Origin of the sequence: Longispora sp. NPDC051575, from assembly GCF_040681875.1 — a bacterium.
In the GTDB taxonomy this organism is placed as follows: Bacteria; Actinomycetota; Actinomycetes; order Mycobacteriales; family Micromonosporaceae; genus Longispora.
Genome location: NZ_JBFAZP010000008.1, coordinates 552030 through 568349, shown reverse-complemented (window position 1 = coordinate 568349; position 16320 = coordinate 552030). Strand labels below are relative to the sequence as shown.

11 protein-coding genes are annotated in these 16320 nt (G+C 73.7%); 5 read left to right on the top strand and 6 right to left on the bottom strand.

The genetic code is table 11. The features are described from left to right. Positions 1–201: 201 nt before the first annotated feature. A complete protein-coding gene (locus tag AB0M43_RS26750) occupies positions 202–1935 on the bottom strand; it encodes an ABC transporter ATP-binding protein (RefSeq protein ID WP_363728583.1) in 1734 nt (577 codons plus the stop codon). A 44-nt stretch (positions 1936–1979) separates the two neighbouring features. Further along, positions 1980–3800 (bottom strand): ABC transporter ATP-binding protein, encoded by a 1821-nt coding sequence (locus tag AB0M43_RS26745; RefSeq protein WP_363728494.1) that lies wholly within the window; start codon positions 3798–3800, stop codon positions 1980–1982. A 109-nt stretch (positions 3801–3909) separates the two neighbouring features. Between AB0M43_RS26745 and AB0M43_RS26740 the strand changes: the two genes are divergently transcribed. The 3 genes from AB0M43_RS26740 (at position 3910) to AB0M43_RS26730 (ending at position 7040) form a co-directional block, all read left to right on the top strand. After that, positions 3910–4518 carry a TIGR03085 family metal-binding protein gene (locus tag AB0M43_RS26740; RefSeq protein WP_363728493.1) on the top strand — a complete coding sequence of 203 codons (609 nt, stop codon included), beginning with the start codon at positions 3910–3912 and terminating at the stop codon, positions 4516–4518. A 136-nt stretch (positions 4519–4654) separates the two neighbouring features. Further along, the gene (locus AB0M43_RS26735; protein ID WP_363728492.1) at positions 4655–6136 is read left to right on the top strand and encodes a beta-N-acetylhexosaminidase; all 1482 of its coding nucleotides are present in this window, start codon (positions 4655–4657) and stop codon (positions 6134–6136) included. Positions 6137–6224: 88 nt separating this feature from the next. Then, on the top strand, positions 6225–7040 hold the full coding sequence (locus tag AB0M43_RS26730) for a DUF817 domain-containing protein (RefSeq protein ID WP_363728491.1): 816 nt from the start codon (positions 6225–6227) through the stop codon (positions 7038–7040). On the opposite strand, the gene AB0M43_RS26725 is transcribed toward AB0M43_RS26730, so the two are convergent. Further along, a complete protein-coding gene (locus tag AB0M43_RS26725) occupies positions 7027–11103 on the bottom strand; it encodes a hypothetical protein (RefSeq protein WP_363728490.1) in 4077 nt (1358 codons plus the stop codon). The two genes, AB0M43_RS26730 and AB0M43_RS26725, sit on opposite strands and share 14 nt — an antisense overlap. Continuing rightward, positions 11063–12193, bottom strand: coding sequence for an EamA family transporter (locus tag AB0M43_RS26720; protein ID WP_363728489.1), 1131 nt, complete (start codon positions 12191–12193; stop codon positions 11063–11065). The genes AB0M43_RS26725 and AB0M43_RS26720 overlap by 41 nt, the downstream gene beginning before the upstream one ends. A 72-nt stretch (positions 12194–12265) precedes the next feature. Here AB0M43_RS26720 and AB0M43_RS26715 point away from each other — a divergent pair, with 72 nt between their 5' ends. Both AB0M43_RS26715 and hisF read left to right on the top strand, forming a co-directional pair. After that, the gene (locus AB0M43_RS26715) at positions 12266–13147 is read left to right on the top strand and encodes a LysR substrate-binding domain-containing protein (RefSeq protein WP_363728488.1); all 882 of its coding nucleotides are present in this window, start codon (positions 12266–12268) and stop codon (positions 13145–13147) included. A 172-nt stretch (positions 13148–13319) separates the two neighbouring features. Then, entirely contained in the window at positions 13320–14072 is a 753-nt protein-coding gene (gene hisF / locus AB0M43_RS26710; protein WP_363728487.1) for an imidazole glycerol phosphate synthase subunit HisF, read from the top strand. On the opposite strand, the gene AB0M43_RS26705 is transcribed toward hisF, so the two are convergent. Both AB0M43_RS26705 and AB0M43_RS26700 read right to left on the bottom strand, forming a co-directional pair. Further along, positions 14032–14460: a RidA family protein gene (locus tag AB0M43_RS26705; protein ID WP_363728486.1), complete on the bottom strand. Its 429-nt coding sequence runs from the start codon at positions 14458–14460 to the stop codon at positions 14032–14034. The two genes, hisF and AB0M43_RS26705, sit on opposite strands and share 41 nt — an antisense overlap. Positions 14461–14549: 89 nt before the next feature. Then, positions 14550–16202, bottom strand: coding sequence for a proprotein convertase P-domain-containing protein (locus AB0M43_RS26700; protein WP_363728485.1), 1653 nt, complete (start codon positions 16200–16202; stop codon positions 14550–14552). Positions 16203–16320 lie beyond the last annotated feature (118 nt).

Below are 16320 nucleotides of genomic sequence, written 5' to 3'. Positions count from 1 at the left end.
AGCGGGTGACCCGACATTCCGGGAAGTGGGCGCGCCGTACGGGAGCCGGAGGCCCGGGGAGGACGCCCGCCGGATGGTGTAGCCGGGCGGCGTGGCCGCGCCCGCCGCAGCCCGGGGCCGGGAGCCCGCCCCATCGGCGGGGACGCGGACGGCCCCGGGCGCTGGGCCCGGGGCCGTGCCGTCGCGTACCCGTCGAAGGGTCTAGCGGGTCTGTTCCAGCCAGGAGGCGTAGAGCTTCGCGTAGACCGAGTCGGTCTGGGCGACGAGGTCGGCGTGCGGCCCGCGCTGCACGACCCGGCCGGCGTCGAACACGATCACCTCGTCGGCCGCCTGGGCCGTGGAGAGCCGGTGCGCGATGGCGACCGTGGTCCGGCCCCGGGTGACCGCGTCGAGGGTCCGGGCCAGTCGGACCTCCGTGGCCGGGTCGACGGCGCTGGTCGCCTCGTCGAGGACCAGCAGGTCCGGGTCCGCCACGTAGGCGCGGGCCAGGGCCACGAGCTGGCGTTCGCCGACGCTGAGCGCCTCGCCGCGTTCCCCGACCGGGGTGTCGAGGCCCTGGGGCAGGCCCACGACCCAGTCGGCGAGCCCGAGGCCCTCGAACGCGGCGAGCAGCTCCGCGTCGGTCAGGTCCGGGCGGGCGAAGCGGACGTTCTCGGCGACGGTGGCGTCGAACAGGAAGCCGTCCTGCGGCACCATCACGACCCGGCTGCGCAGCGAGGCGAAGCTGACCTCGTCCAGCGGCTCGCCGCCGAGCGAGACGGTGCCCGAGGTCGGGTCCATCAGGCGGGTGAGCAGCTTCGCGAACGTCGTCTTGCCGGAACCGGTCTCGCCGACCACCGCGATCTTCATCTGGGCCGGGATCACCACGTCCACATCGGCCAGCACCTTCGGGCCGCCCGGGTAGTTGAACTGCACGTTGTCGAACATGACGCCCAGCGGGCCGGCGGGCAGCGCCCGGCCGGGGACCGGGTCGGCCACGTCCGGGGCCACGTCGAGGACGTCGAGGACCCGCCGCCAGCCGGCGATCGCGTTCTGCGCGTCGTTGAGGATCTCCGTGGCCATCTGCACCGGCTGCACGAACAGCGCGACCAGGAACATGAACGCCGTCAGTTCGCCGACGCTCAGGTCGCCGCCGAGGCCCAGCGCGACACCGAGCAGCACGACCCCGGCGTTGACCAGGCCGGCCGCGAGCTCGCCCAGGGAGAAGATGCCGACGGAGGTGCGCAGGCCGCGGTACTGGGCGACCCGGTACTCCTCCACCGCCGTGTCGAGCCGGTCCGCAGTGCGCTCGTGCACGCCGTACGCGCGGATGACGCTCGCGCCCACCACGCTCTCCGCGACGACGCCCAGCAGGGTGCCGACCTTGACCCGGGCGATGCCGTACGCCTTCGCCAGGCGCTTCTGGAAGTGCCGGATCACGAAGGCCAGCGGGCCGAACGCGGCCCACACGACGAGGGTGAGCTGCCACGAGTACACGGCCATGATCACGGTCGCGACGAGCAGCTGGCCGAAGCTGATGATCAGGAGCATCCCGCCGAACTGGAGGAACTGGCTGATCGTGTCGATGTCGCTGGTCACCCGGGATACGAGCGAACCGCGCCGCTCGGTCTGCTGGTGCAGGGTGGACAGGTCGTGGATGTGCCGGAACGTGCGGACCCGCAGGCCCGCCAGCGCGCGCTCGCTGACCGTGAACAGCCGGACGTTCATGAAGTAGCCGCAGGTCACGGTCACGGTCAGCATCGCGACCGTCAGAGTCACGATGGTCGCGATCGCCCGCATGTCCGGCACCCCGGACGCGGTGCGCAGGCCCTTGTCGATGCCCTGCTGCACGGCCACCGGGACCGCGATCTTGCCGGCCGTGGCGACGACCGCCAGGCACAGCGTGCCGACCAGCCCGGTCCGCAGCTCCGGCGACAGGGCCAGGCCCCGGCGCATGGTGCCGTAGGTCGACTCCTCGACCTCCTCGACTGTGGCCGTGGTCACGCGTCCTCCAGCTCTTTCTCCGCGATGTCGTCCGGGTCGGTCAGGTCCTCGGCGAGCGCCTCCACCCGGCGCGCCTCCTGCTGCTCGTACGCCGTCACCAGGTCGATGTAGCCGGGCACCTTCGCGAGGAGCTCCTCATGGGTACCCGTCGCGACCACCCGGCCCTGTTCGACGTAGACGACCTGGTCGGCGAGCGCGATGGTGGCCCGCCGGTACGCCACGACCAGCACCGACGCCGAGGAGCCGCGCACCCCGGCGAGGACCGCCGCCTCGACCCGGGGGTCGACCGCGCTGGTCGCGTCGTCCAGGACCAGCAGCCGGGGGCCGCCGGCCAGGGCCCGGGACAGGGTGAGCCGCTGGCGCTGGCCGCCGGACAGGCTGGTGCCGCGCTCGCCCACCCTCGTGTCCAGGCCCTCGTCGAGCTTGCCGACGAACCCGGCCGCCTGGGCCAGGTCCAGCGCGGCCCACACGGCGTCGTCGTCCACGCCCTCGCGGCCGAGCGTGATGTTGCCCCGGATCGAGTCGTCGAACACGAACGGCAGCTGCGGGACCAGGCCCACGGTCGAGGCCAGCGCCGCGCCGCTCAGGTTGCGGGCGTCCACGCCGTCGATGCTGACCCGGCCGGAACCCGGGTCGACCAGGCGCGCGGCCAGGGAGGCGATCGTGGACTTGCCGGCGCCGGTCGGGCCGACGAGGGCCACGGTCCTGCCGGCGGGGACCGTGAACGACACGTCGGTGAGGACCTGGGTGTCGTCGTAGGAGAAGTCGACGTTGGCGAAGTCGAGGACGGCGGGGCCGGAGCCGCGGACGGTCGTCGCCCCGTACGTCATGTCGCCCTTCGCGGTGATCACGTGCTGCAACCGGTCCCAGCCGGCGACGCTGCGCGGCAGCTCGCCGAGCACCCAGCCGATCGCGCGGACCGGGAACGCCAGGATCGTGAACAGGAACGCCACGGCCACCACGTCGGCGACCGTGACCGCGCCGGCCGACAGCCGCCACGCGCCCACGACCAGCACCGCGAGCGTGCCGAGCTGGGGCAGCGCGTCCATCGCGGGGTCGAACGCGCCCCGGATCCGGCCGACCTTCACCATCGCGTCGCGCAGCTCGTTGGCCCGCTGCTCGAACCGGACGGTCTCGGCCTCCTCGCGGCCCATGGTCTTGACGACCAGCGCGCCGTCGAAACTCTCGTGGGCGATCTCGCTGACCTCGGAGCGCAGCTGCTGGGCCCGGGTGATGTTCGGGGACATCTTCCGCGAGTAGATGACGTTGAGCGAGAACACGGCGGGGAAGACCACGAGGCTGACCAGCGCCAGGACCCAGTCCACGGCGAACAGGGACGCGACCGCGCCGACCAGCATGACCAGGGTGCCGACGGCCATCGGGAACGGCGCGATCGGCGACCAGGCCGCGTCCACGTCGGCGTTCGCGTTGGACAGCAGGGTGCCGGTCGGGTGCTTGGAGTGCCACGCGAGGGGGAGCTGGAGGTAACGGCTGGTGACCCGGCGCCGGTACGTCGCCTGGAGGTGGAACTGCATCGCGCCCGCCCCGAGCCGCCGGCCCAGGATGCCGAGCACCTTGACCAGGGACACCGCGAAGATCGCGCCCGCGCCCAGGGCCAGCGAACCGCCGGCCACGTGCCCGGAGTCGAACGCGGGGACGACGATGTCGCCGATCACCCGGCCGACCACGTACGCGCTGGCCACCGTCGCCAGTCCGAACACACAACTACCGGCCACCGCGATCGCGAACCGACCTGGTTCGTCACGGATGGCCTGGCCCAGCACCCGCATTCCGCGGCCCAGAACACCATTGTCCATGTCAGCTCAACTTCCGTTCTTGGTCCTTACAAGTTCTAGCTGTTCCACGTGACGAACGCATCTCGAATGCGATCTAGATCACTGTCCGTTACGCGGTTACGCTTCCGGAATGACCTCCTACGCGCTCCGTGAAAGGCACCTGCTCGCCGACCTGCTCCTGGAGGTCGGCCCGGACGCCCCCACGCTGTGTGGCGACTGGGTGACCGCCGACCTCGCCGCGCACCTCGTGCTCCGGGAGCGGCGGCCCGACGCGGGGCTCGGCGTGTGGATCCCCGCGTTCGCCGGCTGGACCGACAAGGTGGCCGCGTCGCTGCGGGACCGGAAGACGTATCCCGAGATCGTGGAGCTGGTGCGGCACCGGCCGTGGTGGATCGCCCCGCTCGACGAGACCATCAACCTGATCGAGTACCTCGTGCACCACGAGGACGTCCGGCGCGCCACGTCGGGGTTCGAGCCGCGCGACCTGACCGAGGGTTTCGAGCACGCGGTCTGGGGCCGACTGCGCGCCCTGCGCCTCCTCCTGGGTAACGAGTCGGTGCGGCTCGTGGCGCCCGGTGTCGGCGAGCGGACAGCGGGGACCTCACCCACGGTGACGGTGACCGGGCCGCCGAGCGAGCTGGCGCTGTTCTGCTTCGGGCGGCAGCGGGTCGCGCAGGTGGCCTACGACGGACCCGAGGAGTCGGTGCGGGCGCTGCGGGTGGCCAAGCTCGGGTTGTAGCCGGGCCCGCCCCGCCGGGGTCGGCGGCCCCGTTCCGTGCCGACTCCGGGACCTGGCACCCGGCCAGGCTGGGCCGGAGCCGGTCGGCGGGGTACTCTCGCGCAATATTGAAGGAACCTTGCAATAAGGAGCCGGCATGCTGATCCCGCAGCCCACGTCGCACGAGCCCCGCCCCGGGCGGTTCCCGCTCACGGCCGACACCGGTGTGCACGCGCCCGACGCGCCGGAGGTCGCCGACCTGCTCCGGGCACTGCTCACCCCGGCCACGGGCCTGGCTCTGGCCGCCACGGAACCGGGCCCCGGGGTGATCTCCCTGCTGCTCGCCGACGGGGACCTCGGCCCGGAGGGCTACACCCTGGAGGTCACCGGGGACCGCGTCGTGGCCACCGCCGGCACCGCCGCCGGGCTCCGCTGGGCCGTGCAGACCCTGCGCCAGCTGCTGCCGCCGTCGGTGTACTCGCCGACCCCGGTCGAGGCCGACTGGTCCGTGCCGTGCGGCCGGACCACCGACCGGCCCGCGCACGCCTGGCGCGGCGGCATGCTCGACGTCGGCCGCTGGCACCACCCGGTGTCGTTCCTGTACGAGTTCGCCGACCTGCTCGCCGCGCACAAGCTCAACCGGTTCCACCTGCACCTCACCGAGGACCAGGGCTGGCGGTTCGACGTGCGGCGCTACCCCCGGCTGACCTCCGTCGGGGCGTACCGCAGCTCCTCCCCCATCGGGCACACCCTCGACAACCTGTCCGACCACACCCCGCACGGCGGGTACTACACCCAGGACGAACTGCGCGGGCTCGTGGCGTACGCGGCGCGGCTCGGGGTGACCGTGGTGCCCGAGATCGACCTGCCGGGGCACACCCAGGCGGCCATCGCGGCGTACCCGGAATTGGGCAACCGGCCCGACGTCCAGCACGAGGTGATGAACCGGTTCGGGATCAGCGAACACGTCCTCAATGTCGAGCGGTCCACGGTCGAGTTCATGTGCGGGGTACTCGACGAGCTGATCGACGTGTTCCCCAGCGAGTACATCCACCTCGGCGGGGACGAGGTGCCGCCCCGGGAGTGGTCGGAGAACCCGGGCGCGCGGGCGCTGATGGCGGAGCTGGGGATCGGTACCCCCGAAGGCTTGTTGGGGTGGTGGATCCGGCAGCTCGCCGACCACCTGGCCACCCGGGGCCGCAAGGTCATCGTGTGGGACGAGCTGGTCGGGGCGGGCGCGCCGGCCGACGCGGTCGTGATGGCCTGGCGCGGGCCGGAGCGGGTCGACGAGGCGCTCGCGGCCGGGCACCCGGTGATCGCGACCCCGCAGAGCCACCTCTACCTGGACCACGCCGAGTCCCTGGCCCCCGGCGAGCCGCTGTCCATCACCGGCCCGCTGCCCCTGGACAAGGTGTACGGCTACCGGCCCGGGGACGGGGTGCTCGGCGTGCAGGGGAACCTGTGGACGGAGTACCTGCCGAACGCGGCGCGGGCGGAGTACAACCTGCTGCCACGGTTGGCGGCGGTGGCCGAGGTGGCGTGGGGCACGGCGGGGGACGTCGCCGGGTTCCGGGAGCGGCTGGCGACGCAGGTGCTGCGGTACGAGGCGGAGGGTGTGAACTACCGGGCGCTGGACTAGGCCACGTCGCGGGCCGGCCGGTCGCCCGTCGCGGAATCTTCACGGCTCACCCGCCCGGTCCGCACCCCGGGCTCGTAGCCTCACGGCCATGGGGCGGTGGCGGCACGGGATCGGCCAACTGCTGGCGTTCGGCTGGCAGGAGGCGCTGAGCTGCGTGTTCGCCGTCGGGGTGTTCGGCTGCCTGGCGCTGTCCCGGCTGGTGGCGCTGCCGCTCGCCCCCTACGACGCGGTACTCGTCGGGTGCCTGCTGCTCACCGGGGTGCTGTGGGCGACCGGGGTGGAGACGACCCGCGAGGTGGCCGTGATCGGGGTGTTCCACCTGGTCGGGTTCGCGCTGGAGGTCTACAAGGTCCGGATGGGCTCGTGGTCCTACCCCGGCCACGGCCACACGAAGCTGTTCGACGTGCCCCTGTACAGCGGCTTCATGTACGCCGCCGTCGGCAGCTACATCCTGCACGCCTGGCGCCGGTTCGACCTGGAGCTGTCCGGGTACCGCCCGGTGCCGGTGACCGCCCTGGCCGTCGCGGTGTACGCGAACTTCTTCACCCACCACCGGCTGCCCGACCTGCGGTGGCCGCTGGCCCTGGCCCTGGTCTGGGCGTGCCGGCGGACCTGGGTGTCGTTCCGGGTCCGCCGGGCGCGGTACCGGATGCCGCTGGCCGTGTCGTTCGCGCTGATCGGGTTCTTCCTGTGGCTCGCGGAGAACGCCGCCACCTACCTCGGGGCGTGGCGGTACCCGCACCAGGCGGGCGGGTGGCAGCCGGTGCACGCGGCGAAGTTCGGGGCGTGGTCGCTGCTCGTGGTCGTGAGCTTCGTGCTGGTCGCGGCCGTGCGCCACCGCCCCGGGGCCGGCGGGTCGGGGGCCGCCGGGCCGGGGCCGCCGGGGCCGCCTACTCCCGGCTGATCGAGCGGGTGATCGCCGGCAGGACCGCGAACGCGAGGAGCCAGCCCAGGACCGACAGCGAGAACCACACCCAGAACCCCGACCCGTGCGGCCGGAACTGCACCTGATGCCCGAACGGTGAGGTCGGCAGCAGCGCGTCCAGGGCGTACAGCCACGGGCGCAGGACCGCCTGGTGGTGCTCGGCCACCGGCTGCGGCGGGTGCGCGGAGAAGTAGGCCGTGCCCGCGGCGAACGCGCCGATCAGCCACAGGACGGCGCGGCCGGGCGCGTAGCCGTACCCGATCAGGAGGTCCTGCAGGCCCCGCCAGAGCTGGACGGCGAACCGACGCGGGTGGCGCCAGTCGCGTTTCCACAGCTCACGGTGCTTGCGGAGCAGGGTGAGCCGGGCCCAGCGCGGGTGGCCGAGCCGGCGGTAGACGGCGGCGAGCTGCTCGTAGGGCTGGGCCGCGTACACGCCCTCGGCGTCGCGGAGCCACCGGCCGCGCAGCCGGGGGTGCAGGTCGGCCGGGGACAGCCGGTCGTAGGTGAGGCCGTCGAGACGGAGCGGCACCTCGTCGCCGGCCTTGCGGCACTCCAGGTCGCCGATCCGCGCGCCGATCAGGTCCACGCAGCCGCCCACCGCCGCGTGCGGGCGCAGGCGCAGGGTGCGGGCCTCCAGGCGGGCGCAGTCGAGCAGGACGGGTACGTCGCGCCACTGCCGGGACTCGCCGCCCGACAGCGCCGCGTCCCCGAAGTCGACCGTGCCCACCACCCGCGCGCCGTCGAGCCGGATCGTGCCCTCGGCGGTGAACCGTTCCAGGCGCAGCTCCACGGTGCCGTCGTCGGTGACCCGCTCGGCGGGGCGCGCGGTGCAGAGCAGGTCCCCGGCGATCGTCAGGTACTGCCCGCTGAACGCCACCGCGTCCCGGTTGCGCAGGGTGGCCCCGGACAGGTCCAGGGTCTTGCCGACCACCGCGCCGGACAGGAACACCTCCCCGTCCACGGTGAACGGGTGCCGGGCCCGCAGGTCGCCGCCGACGGTCAGGTTCGCCGCGTCCAGGGCGGTGCCCTCGGCGGTGACGACCGCGGCGTCGAGGCTCAGGGTGCCGGTGACGGTCGCGCCGACCAGGGACGCGCCGTTCGTGACCGTCAGGCCGGCGCCGAGCCAGGGGCCGCAGTACAGGTCGCGGCCGACGGTGAGGTTGTCCGCCGCGAGGGCCGGGCCGTCGGCGCTGGTCAGGGAGCCGGCGCTCAGGTTCAGGCCGCCGCGGACCGTCGCACCGCCCAGCCGCAGCGTGCCGACGCAGGTCAGGGGCAGGAACGTGCCGGCCACCCAGCCGCCGGTGAGGAACAGGTCGCCGTCCACGCCCAGGTTGTCCAGCAGCGCGGCCGGGCCGAACGCCGCCTCGAAGTGCGCCCCGATCAGCTCCGCGTTGTGCCGGACCGTGGCGCTGTGCAGCCGGAACGCGCCCTCGCCGGAGCTGGGCGCCCCGGGTTCGGCGCCGCCGGGATCGACCGGGTTCTCCAGCACGCACACCAGGCCGTGGGCGAACAGGCTCTGCTCGACGGTGAGCCGGTCGCCGCCGAACGCCGCCAGCCGGGAGGCGTTGCGCAGCTCCGCGCCGCTGAGGATCAGGTTGCCCTGGATCAGGCCGCCGTACATCTTCACCGGGCCGGTGACCCGCAGCTTCGCGCCCGCCCAGCCGGTGCCGTCCACGTTGCGGGCCACCGTGATGTTCGTGGCGTCGAGGGCGATGCCGTCCGGGTCGTCGAGGACCGCGCCGCTGAGCAGCAGGTTCCCGCCGATCCGGGCCCCGGACAGGCTGACCGCGCCCCGGGCCTCGAACGGCTCGTCGGGCCCGCCGGCCAGGATCACGTCCGCGTCGGCGCGCAGGCCGTCGGCCCGGAGCGCGAAGCCGGTGGACTCGCGGACCACGCCCTCGGGGACCTCCGGGGCCGGGTCGACCCGGTCGGCGGCCAGCAGCTCCGCGTACGACAGGTCGACCGCGCCGCTGACCGTCGCCCCGGACAGCGTGAACTCGCCGTGCGAGCGGAACCGCAGCTCCCCCACCGGCAGGGCCGACAGGGCGCCGGTGACCACGGCCCGCTCGGCGTCCAGGGTCCGGCCGCCGGGGCTGGTCAACAGCGCGCCCGCCAGGGTCAGGGAGCCGCCGACCCGGGCGTCGGCGAGAGCCAGCAGGCCGACCGTCTCGAAGGGGATGGGCACCGTCCCGTCGAGTCCACTCTGGAAGGACAGGTTGCCGCCGATCGTGGTGTTCGTGGCGTCGAGGGCAACGTGGGACTCCCAGAGCGGGCAGCCCTCCAGGTACGCGCCGTCGAACACCACGTCGCCGCTGACCGTGGCCCGGCTCAGGTCGATCCGGCCGCGCGAGTGCAGGGTGGCCCGCAGCGAGTCGTCGCGGTGGATCAGCGCCCCGCCCCAGTGGCAGATCACCGCGTTGCCGACCGTGAGGTTGGAACCGTCCAGGGTCACGCCGCCGGGGTTGTCGAGGATCGCGCCGTTCAGGTGCAGCGCGCCGTTGATCTGCGCGCCGTACATCAGGATCGCGCCGGCGGAGCGGAAGTACTCCACCTCGTCCTCGTCGGGGACGTACGCCCGGAGGAACACGTGCCCCTCCACGACCATCCGCTCGGCGAACAGGGACACGCCGCCGGGGTTGAGCAGCTGCGCGCCGTCGAGGGCGATCGAGCCGCCGACCCGCGCGCCGGGCAGCTGGAGCTGGCCGCGCACCTCCAGCGGCAGCCCGTCGAGCACCACCCCGGACAGCGACTGGCCGATGGTGATCTCGCCCGCGTCCAGGGCCACCGCGCCCGGTTCGGGGGCCTCCAGGAGCGCGCCGTCGACGCTGAGCGCGCTGAGCCGGGCGTTGCGCAGGAACAGGGTGCCCCGGATCCGGGGCCGCAGGTCGGGGCCGAACGGCCGGCAGATCAGCGCGCCCTCGACGCTGAGGCGTTCGGCGTTCACGGCCAGCCCGTCGGTGCCGGAGCGCAGGTCGGCGGCGTCCAGGTAGACCGAGCCGCCGACCCGGGCGTCCGCGAGCCGCAGGCCGCCGTCGGCCCGGAACGGCACCAGGACGTCGTGCCCCGGACAGGGCGCCTCGTCGCACCGGCGGTCCGCGACACCGGCTGCTGCGAATCTTTCGGGTGACCAGACCGAGCAGCTGATCGTGTACCGGGCCGGGCCGCACCCGAGCGTGCTGCCCACCCCCAGATGCGTGGCGTCGAGCACCACCCCTTCCGGGTACGACAGCTCCGCGCCCTCCAGCAGCACCGCCCCCGACACGGTGGCCGCGAACAGGGTCGCCTGCCCGCGCAGGGTGAACCAGGCGGCGTCGGTACCGGCCAGGTCGATGAAGCCGCCGCACGCCAGGTTCTGGCCGACGGTGAGGTTCTCGGCGTACAGGGCCAGGGAGGTCGGCGGGTCGGCGGTCAGTTCGGCGCCGCGCAGGTACACGCTGCACCGGACCGCCGCGCCCTGGAGGTTGAGCTGCCCGGTGGAGCGGAACGGCACGATCCGGCCGTCGACCTCGCGGGCGGAGCAGTGCAGGTCGGCCTCGATCGTGGTGCTGTCGATCCGCAGGGTGGTGCCGCCCGGGTTGGTCAGGGTCGCGCCGGCCAGGCTGAGGGTGCCCTTGACCTGCGCGTCGGGCAGGTAGATCTCGGTGGCCACCGCGCCCTCGAACTCCAGCGGCCCGTCCACGACCAGGCCCTGGGCGGTGACCCGGTCGAGCCGGCAGTCGTTGAACCGCAGCGCCCGGGTCCGCGCGTCGGTGAGGACGACGGTCTCGGCGACCCAGCACCGGGTCAGTTCCAGGGGGTGGGTGAACTCCGCGTCGGTCAGGTCGAGCCGCCCCGTGATCAGCGCGCCGGTGATCCGGACGGCGGCCGTGCGGCCCTCGGCGGCCGGGGCCGCGCCCCGGAGCAGGGCGACGATGTCCTCGGCGGCGATCCGTTGGTCGGGGGTCCAGTCGGCCGGGGTGGCGCCGGGGGCGGTCGGGTCGGGGCCGGCGAGGACGAGGGTGTCACCGCGTTGGAAGTGGTCCCGCAACCTGGTCTCGACCATGATCGAATTCTGCCGAACCGGGCAAGTCACCACAATGGCCAGTCACATTCCGGACTGTGCCCGGGGTTGCCGGTCGGCCCGGGACCGGCGCGACCGCTGGAGCGGGGACCGCCGCGAGGCCCGGGGCCGGAACGACCGCTGGAGCGGGGACCGCCACGAGGCCCCGGACCGGCGCGACCACCGGAGCGGGGACCGCCGCGAGGGCCGGGGCGGGGATGTCCGAGGCCGGGGCGGTCGGGCGGGTCGCCCGCGCGCCCCACAGCACCCCGCCCACGACCAGCACCGCCCCCACCAGGTCCGTCAGATGTGGCCGTTCACGCAGGGCCAGGGCCGCGAACCCCAGGCCGAAGAAGGGTACGAGGAGGGCGAAGGAGGACACGGTCGCCGCGGAGTACCGGCGCATCAGCGCGCCCCACACCCCGAACCCGAACAGCGTGGACACGACCGAGCCCCAGAACACCGCGCCCACCTCGGGCCAGCCCATCGCGCGCAGCGCCGCCAGGTCCCGGGCCGGCCCCTCGAACACCAGGGACAGCGCGAGCAGCGGCAGGGTGGCGACGGCGCTGACCCAGACCATGAACCGCAGCGCGTCGGGCGGCGCGGCCCGGCGGGTGAGCACGTTGGACACCCCCCAGGCGGCGGCCGCGCCGATCAGCAGCGCGAACGCGCCCAGCGGCAGGTCGCCGCCGATCCGCAGCCCGACGACGGCGATCCCGCAGGCGGCGATCCCCAGGCCGACGAGCTGCCGGCGGCGCGGGCGCTCCCCCAGGGCCAGGAAGCCGATGACCAGGGTGAACCCGGCGGCGCTCTGCAACAGGACCGAGGACAGCCCTGCGGGCATGCCGGCGTGCAGGCTCCCGTTCAGCAGCGAGTACTTGACGACGCCGAGCACCAGGCCGACCGCGACCACCCAGCGCCACCCGACCCGGGGCCGGCCGAGGAACAGGATCGCCGGGAACGCCGCGAACCCGAACCGCAGCGCGTTGAACAGCAGCGGCGGGACCGTCTCCAGCCCGACGTGCAGGAAGACGAAGTTGGCGCCCCAGACGGCGGCGACGAGCAGGGCCAGGAGGAGGTCGCGGGGTCTCATGCCCCTGAGCCTGCGCGCGGCAACCATGAAGCACCAGTTCATTCTTCTTCAGGATTGAATTAGTGTTACTACATGATTGAGCTCGCCCGGCTGCGCGCCCTGCACGCCGTCTCGCTGTACGGGACGGTGCTCGCCGCCGCCGACGCCCTGCACTGCACCCCGTCCGCCGTGTCCCAGCACCTCGGCAAACTCGAACGGGAGATCCGCGCACCCCTGGTCGAGAAGGACGGCCGCCGGCTCCGCCTCACCGAACTGGGCCGGGTGCTCGCCGACCACGCCGGCCGGGTGCTGGCCGCCGTCGAGGAGGCCGAGTCCGCCGTCGCCGCGCACCGCGACACCGTCGAGGGCCGGGTGACCGTCGCGTCCATCGCCACCGCGTGCCGGGGGCTGCTGCCGCACGCGCTGGAGACCCTGGCGGCGGCGTACCCGGACCTGACCGTCGCCGTCCGCGAGGGCAACCCGAACGTGGGCCTCGACCTGGTCCGGCGCGGGCTCGCCGACCTCGCGGTGGCCGACGACTGGCCGGAGGCGGTCCTCGAACTGCCGCCCGGCATGTCGCACCTCGAACTCGGCTTCGACGTCGCGGACCTGCTCGCCCCGGCGGGGCGGTTCACGGGGCCGGTGGCGCTGGCGGACCTGATCGGTGAGCGGTGGATCTCGGCGACCCCGGGGGCGATCTGCCACACGTGGCTGCTGCGGGTGCTGCCCGGGGTGCGGCCGGATTTTCTCATCGACGAGTTCGCGACGCAGTTCACGCTGATCGAGCGGGGGTTCGGGGTGGCGTTGGTGCCCCGGTTGGCGCGGACGGGGGTGCCTGCGGGGGTGGACATCCTGGAGGTGACGCCCACACCGACCCGGCGGATGGTGGTGGTGTGGCGGACGGCGGCGGGGAACCGGCCGGCGATCCGGGCGACTCTCGGGGCGTTGCGGGAGGCTTGGGCGGCGCGGGGGTGAGGGCCGGGCGGCAGCCCGGCCCGGGCGGGGGCTCAGCGCCGGCACGGCGCGCGCGACCCGGGGACAGGGGCGAACCGATGCGTGCCGGGGGCTGCCCACCGTAACCGTCTGATCGTCTTTTCGGGGTTGACCCGGGACCGTCCCAGCGGGTGGACCCGCCTAGGGTGGGGGCATGAGCGTCGCGATCCGTGTCATCCCCTGCCTCGACGTGGACAACGGCCGGGTGGTCAAGGGGGTGCGGTTCGCCGACCTGCGCGACGCCGGCGACCCCGTCGAGCTGGGCGCCACCTACGACGCGGCCGGCGCCGACGAGCTGACGTTCCTGGACGTGTCCGCCTCCGTGGCCGGGCGCGGCACCATGCTCGACGTGGTGCGCCGGACCGCCGAGACGGTGTTCATCCCGCTCACCGTGGGCGGCGGGGTGCGCAGCGTCGACGACGTGAACGCGCTGCTGCGCGCCGGGGCCGACAAGGTCGGGGTGAACACGGCCGCGATCAGCAGGCCGGAGCTGATCCGGGAGATCGCCGAGCGGTTCGGCAGCCAGGTGCTGACGTTGTCGCTGGACGTGCGCCGGTCGGGGGACGGTTTCGAGGTCACCACGCACGGCGGCCGGCGGGGCACGGGGCTGGACGCCATCGCCTGGGCCGCCCGGGTCGCCGAGCTGGGGGCCGGGGAGCTGCTGCTCAACTCGATCGACGCGGACGGCACGAAGGCCGGGTTCGACCTGGAACTGATCCGCACGGTCCGCGCGGAGGTCGACATCCCGCTGATCGCGAGCGGGGGCGCGGGGGCGGTCGGGGACTTTCCGGCCGCGGTGGCGGCCGGGGCGGACGCGGTGCTGGCGGCCAGCGTGTTCCACTTCGGCCAGCTGAGCGTCGCACAGGTCAAAGAAGCCCTTCGAGCGGCGAGTCTGCCAGTGCGTTGAGGTCCTCGTCGGGCAGGTAGGCCTCGACCTCGACCTGGACCAGCTGTTCCGGGTGCAGCAGCCGGGTGACGACCACGGTCGCGGCCGGCTTGACCACGCCGAACAGCTCGCCGTGCGCCCGGCCGACCGCGTCGGCGTGCATCGGGTCGGTGATGTACATCCGGGTCCGCACCACGTCGCCGACCGAGGCCCCCGCGTCCACGATCGCGTCGAGGGCGATCCGGAACGCCTCCTTGGTCTGGCCGCCCGGGTCGCCCACGCACCGCACGTCGCCCTGCACGGTGGCCGTGCATCCCGCCGTGACGATCCAGGGGCCGGCCTTCACGGCCCGGGCGTAGCCGTACAGGCTCTCCCACGGGCCGCCGGTCGTATATCGCTCCACAGACATGTCCTGATAACGCCGGTACACCGTGGATCGACACTGGCCTGTTCGGACAGTTTCGGGGCCACCGGTGCGTACGGTGGCCCCGAAACCGGTCATACCGTGATAGACCAGCCCGACAGGTTGCCGAAGTTCCAGGCCTTCGTGTCGGTCACCCGCAGCGTCCAGGTGCCGGCGGCCGGCGAGCTGACCCCGGGGACCTGGTAGGTGCCGCCGGAGTAGGTGGTGCAGCTCCCGGTCGCTTCCTTCAGGGGGTACTGCGCCCCGTTCGGCGCCACCAGCACGACCGCCAGGTCCGAGCCGCACCAGTGCGAGGCGGTGACCTTCACCGTGACCGTGCCCGCGGCGTTGCCGGAGGCGGTCGAGGTGACCGGGCTGTTCAGCGTGCCCGGGTCGGGGATGAAGCCGCCCTGGTTGCTGGTGAAGGTCCGGCCGGCCGGCGGGGCCGTGGTCGGCGGCTGCGACGTCGGCGGCCGGGTGGTGGGCGGCGCGCTCGTCGGCGGCCGGGTGGTCGGCGGCTGCGAGGTCGGCGGCGCCGTGGTCGGGGTCGACCCGCCGGTGACCAGGGTCAGGCCCCACTTGGTGAGCGCCTCGCTGACCGGCTGGAAGCTGGTCGTCGGGTTGCTCTGGCCGCAGCCGTTGCCGCCGCCGGAGTGGATGCCCACGGCCTTGGCCGTCGTCCCGGTGCCCATCACGTACGCGCCACCGGAGTCGCCGCCGGCCGAGCACGCGTTGGTGCTGGACAGGCCGTCGATGACCAGGCCGTTGCCGTAGTTGACGGACTGGTTGACCGCGGTGACCGTGCCGCAGGTCCAGTGGCTGGTGTTGCCGGACTTGCAGATCGCGGTGCCCACGACGGCCTCGCCCACGCCGTTGACGCTGACGGCCGCGCCGCCCCAGGTGTTCACGGTGTTGCTGAGCGTCCAGGCGTTGGCGTGGTTGACGGCCACGACGCCCATGTCGCCCTCGCGGGCGTTGACGCTGCGGCCGCCGCCCACATTGGAGGTACCGAGCTGCTCGCCCTTGGTACCCGAGGAGTTCTTGCCGTACGCGGCCTGGTTGGAGTCGTTCGTACAGTGCCCGGCGGTCACGAAGTGCTTGTTGCCGGACGAGTCGGTGGCCCCGAACGCGACGGAGCAGTTGGACTCCGTGCCCGGCCACCACGGGTCGCCGGCCTGCACGACCCCGGTCTGCTGGGCGTACGGCCGCGCGACCTCCTCGACCCGCACGGCGTCGCCGAGGGCCTTCGCGCGGGCGGTGAAGTCGGCGGCGGCGACGTTGTCGTACACGGAGACGACGACGGAGTTGGTCCGCGCGTCCACGCCCCAGCCGGCCACGCCCGGCGCCCCGCCCTCGGCCAGCCGGCCGAGGTTCCGCGCGATGCCGGCGAGTTCGGCCGAGGACCGCGCGACGGTCCGCGGCACACCCCCGGCGGCCCGGACCCGGGCGGCCGAGGCCTCGTCGGACACGGCGACGGTGAGCTTGCCGGTCGCCGGGTCGAACCACGAGCTGGCGACCAGCTCCCGGTCGAGGGATCCGGCGACCCGGTGGGCCGTCTCCTGCTGGTCGAGGCGCGCCCGCGCCTGCGGGGCGGTGAGGCCCAGGTCGCGCTGCATGCCGGCGAGCAATCCGGGGGACGCGGTCGCGCCGCCGGCGCCGGCGTACCCGGCCAGGGCCGGATAGGCGAGCGCCACACCCGTCGTCACCAGTGCGGCCGTGGTCACGGCCAGCCAGATCCTGCGTTTCATCGCACATCCTCAGTTGATCGTCGGTGTGCGTCAGAACGCTAGGGATCGACGGGCGTACGGGATATAGAGGTTTCCCTTGTCCCTACGGACAGTTACGGAAAGTTATTTCACGGTGACA